This window comes from Mesorhizobium sp. M1E.F.Ca.ET.041.01.1.1 (assembly GCF_003997355.1).
GTDB lineage: Bacteria > Pseudomonadota > Alphaproteobacteria > Rhizobiales > Rhizobiaceae > Mesorhizobium.
Genome location: NZ_RZSL01000601.1, coordinates 1 through 3,512, shown reverse-complemented (window position 1 = coordinate 3,512; position 3,512 = coordinate 1). Strand labels below are relative to the sequence as shown.

Below are 3,512 nucleotides of genomic sequence, written 5' to 3'. Positions count from 1 at the left end.
GTCGTAGTTCTGCCGGGCCGCCTGCGCCAGAAGCACGCGTGCCTTGGCGTCGTCGCGCGGTTTGCCGCCGGCGCCGTTGGCGTAGATTTGCGCCATCGCGTATTCGGCGTCGGCAAGGCCGGTGTCGGCGGCACGCTGGTAATACGCGGCGGCCTTGGCAATGCCGGCGACGCCCGGATCCTGCTGGACGAGCAATTGCGCGAAATTGAACTGCGCCAGGCGGTTGCCGGCCTCGGCGGCGGCCTGCATCAGCGCATAGGCTTCCTTGTCGTCCTTCTTCACATAGCGCCCGTCGAGCAGCATCAGCGCATACTGGAACTGCGCCTCCGGCACGCCCTGCTCGGCGGCAAGTCCATACCATTTCGCGGCCTCGGCCGCGTTGAGCGGCACGCCCAATCCGCGCGACAGGATTTCGGCGACCAGCGTCTGGGCCGCGGGGTCGCCGTTCTTGGCCCGGACCATGGCGAGGTTGTAGGCGGTCTTGTAGAGCCCGCGCTGGAAGGCGCCGTAGGCGGCGTCCGCCGGCTTGGCGCCGAAGCGGTCGGGATTGACGGTGTCGGCGGATGGCGGCGCGAGCGTCGCCGGCTGCGGCAGCGGTGTCTCGATCGGCTTGCCAATATGTGCCGCACCAGGACTCGGGACGCTTGTGTTCGGGACGCCAGTATTCGGGACGCCAGTATTCGGGGTGCTTGCATTGGGAGCGCTTGTATTGGGGGCGCTCGTGTCCGGCCTGGGCTGCGGCAGCGGCACGGTCTCCGCGCCCGCCGCCGCGGCCGTCTGGATCGTCAAGGCAGCGGCCAATGCCGCGAAGAAAAGCCGGGGGCAGCCCACGTCAGTCCTCGAAGCGCGGCGCGGTTTCGTCGAGCAGCGCGTTGGCGGCGGCGACCGCCGCGCGCGGATCAGTGCCGTCGGCGAAAACGGCGCTGGAGAGCGCCACGAACTCGGCCCCGGTGGCCGCTACCGTTTCCACCGAGGCGAGCTCGGAGCCGGCCATGACGATGCAGGGAATCTGGATCATCTGCGCCCACCACTCGCCGAGCGAGAGGTTGCGCGGATGCGGCTCCGGCTTGTTGTCGTAGCCGAAGCGGCCGAAGAACATATAGTCGGGCCGCTCCTCGCCGAGCTGCAGCGCGTCGTCGCGTGTCTTGGCGCCGCCGGCCCCGACCATCATCTTGTCCGCCAAGCGCTCGATCGTCTCGGCGAGTTCCCGGCGGTTTGCCTCGACATGGATGCCGTCGGCGTGGACGCGGCCGGCGATGCGGCTGTCGCCGGCGATGATGACGGCGATGCCGGCACCTTGCGCGACCGGCACGATCTTCTCGGCGAAGGCCTGGAAGGCGGCATCGTCCATGCCGTTGTCAGGCAGGATCAGCGAAGCGACGTCGCCGCCCTCGAACGCCGCGCAGATGTGTTCGGCCGTCGCAAGCGGCGGCGCGATCAGCACGATGCGGCAGCGATTGGGCGGCGTTGCTTCATTCATTGGTCTTCGATCCCGGTTTTCGCCTATGCCGGGCGAAGATGGTTGCATTGCGGCATAGAACAAAGCGTTCGGCTTGAACAGGCGGGCGAAGCAGGATCATTGGGGGCGCTCCTGGTATAGACGGGGGATCACCCGTCCGGTAGGCCGAAGACGGCGCACGATCTGGCGATTCCGCGCAATTGGTGTTCGCCCAGCGGGACCAGGGGCGTTGATATTTCCGCCGCGACAGCGCCGGAGATCAGCACAGTCCGTCCAAGCGGCCGGCACAGGCCTTCGAGCCTGCTGACGAGATTCACGGCCGGGCCGATCGCGGTGAAATCCAGCCGGTCGGCTGTGCCGACATTGCCCCACACCATGTCGCCCAGATGCAGCGCCATGCCGAACTGCAGCTCGGGCATGCCCTGTCTGGTACGAACCTGATTGAGCTGCGCCATTCCCGCCCGCGCCGCTCCGATCGCGCGCAACGCGGCCTCGCAAGCCTCGGAAGCCGAGCGCTCGCCGACAGGAAAGATCGCCAGCACCCCGTCGCCGATGAATTTCAGCACCTCGCCGCCAAAAGCGTGAACGGCGCCGGCGATGCGGTCGAAGCTGGCGTTGAGCGCCGCCACGACCTGTTCGGCTTCCGTCTTCTCCGACAGGGCGGTAAAGTCGCGCAGATCGCTGTAGAGCAGGACGGCGCGGATCGTCTCACCAACCTCGCGCCGAGAACGGCCGGCCAACACCTGCGCCGCGCTTCGCTGCCCGAGATAGGCCTGGAGCAGGGCCGACAGCGCCGACCTGGCGGCGAGAGCGGCAAGTGGCGCGGCTGCGAAGCGCGCCACCTGGTCCAGTGTGTTCGATTCGTGCTCCGCGAGAGGACGGGTTGCGACCCAATTCAGTTTTGGATTCTCGGATTGCGCATCCTCACGTTCAGGCTCAACCGTGTAATCGTGCACAACACCGGTTCCCAGTCCGGCCAGCCATTCGCGTCCGAGATCGCCCTCCCTGGCTCCAGGCATCGTGCCGGCGCCAAAACCCAGCGCCTCCATGACGACGCCTGTCTCGGCCCGCCACAGCCAGGCGCGGCGCGTTATGATCGGATGCGGCGCGGCGAGCGTCAGGGCGCCACCGGCGAGCGGCAGCCCATCGTCAACCAGCCGCGCGCCGAGCGTAGCCAGAAAATCATCCGGTTGGACGGCGCCGCCGGCGCTGTCGACCAGCCAGGCGAGACTTGAAGAAAGCCGCATCGACACGATCATGCGTCGGCGTTCCGTCGCTGTCACCAGCGCGAATCGACCCAAGGAGATTTTTGTTGAACGAAAGGGCGATTTAGCTTCGAATCGAAAGCGCTGGTCCGGCGCCGCCTGTCGGGCGAGCCAAGTTGCCGCGCGCACACCCGGGAGATTTCGATGGCTGAACCCTTGATCGTTCGTCGCGAGGTGCAGATCGCGGCGCCGCCGGCGACGGTCTTCGCCTTCCTGACAGATCCCGACAAGATCGTGCGCTGGATGGGAACGGAGGCAACGGCAGAGCCCACCCCCGGCGGTCTTTACTTGCTGAATTTGGCAGGAAGAGCCACGGCACGCGGCCAATTCACCGAGGTCGTACCCGTCCACCGCCTTGCCTACAGCTTCGGCTGGGAGGGCAATGGCCGGACACCGCCCGGTTCGAGCCTTGTTGAAATCGATCTCGTCGAAGAGTCGGGCGGAACACGGGTCAAGCTCACCCACAGCGGCCTTGCCGACCGAGAGATTTGCGACAGCCATGAGAAGGGCTGGACGCACTATCTGGGCCGGCTCGCAATCACCGCCGCCGGTGGCGACCCGGGACCGGACAAGATGTAGGGCTGCGGCCGCGATTGCCGACAGCCAACGACGCCAACCGCTAGACTAAAGCGCGTCGCGCTGAAACGGATTCAGGCGACGCGCTTTAAGTCCTTGTTTTGATGCACGTCGTTGTCCCAGAACCGCGCACACTTCTGGGCGGCATGCATTAGAGTTCGAGCTTGAAGCCGATGTGGCTCGCCTTGAAGCCGAGCCGTTCGTAGAAGCGG

General features: G+C 66.5%; 3 protein-coding genes and 1 pseudogene. 1 reads left to right on the top strand and 3 read right to left on the bottom strand.

The window, feature by feature from the left end; translation table 11 throughout:
• The 3 genes and pseudogenes from EOA38_RS30990 to EOA38_RS30980 form a co-directional block, all read right to left on the bottom strand.
• Window positions 1-789, bottom strand: a pseudogene (locus tag EOA38_RS30990) (sel1 repeat family protein); the annotation flags it as partial.
• A 43-nt stretch (window positions 790-832) separates the two neighbouring features.
• The gene (locus EOA38_RS30985; RefSeq protein WP_127221199.1) at window positions 833-1,480 is read right to left on the bottom strand and encodes a thiamine phosphate synthase; all 648 of its coding nucleotides are present in this window, start codon (window positions 1,478-1,480) and stop codon (window positions 833-835) included.
• A 128-nt stretch (window positions 1,481-1,608) separates the two neighbouring features.
• Window positions 1,609-2,706 (bottom strand): adenylate/guanylate cyclase domain-containing protein, encoded by a 1,098-nt coding sequence (locus EOA38_RS30980; RefSeq protein WP_127301015.1) that lies wholly within the window; start codon window positions 2,704-2,706, stop codon window positions 1,609-1,611.
• 162 nt (window positions 2,707-2,868) lie between these two features.
• Between EOA38_RS30980 and EOA38_RS30975 the strand changes: the two genes are divergently transcribed.
• Complete coding sequence (locus EOA38_RS30975) at window positions 2,869-3,303, top strand: SRPBCC domain-containing protein (RefSeq protein ID WP_127221200.1); 435 nt, start codon at window positions 2,869-2,871, stop codon at window positions 3,301-3,303.
• Window positions 3,304-3,512 lie beyond the last annotated feature (209 nt).

Bases quoted from the DNA above. Each gene is read 5' to 3' on its own strand.
- EOA38_RS30985 (WP_127221199.1), bottom strand. From the start codon at position 1,480: ATGAATGAAGCAACGCCGCCCAATCGCTGCCGCATCGTGCTGATCGCG.
- EOA38_RS30980 (WP_127301015.1), bottom strand. From the start codon at position 2,706: ATGCGGCTTTCTTCAAGTCTCGCCTGGCTGGTCGACAGCGCCGGCGGC.
- EOA38_RS30975 (WP_127221200.1), top strand. From the start codon at position 2,869: ATGGCTGAACCCTTGATCGTTCGTCGCGAGGTGCAGATCGCGGCGCCG.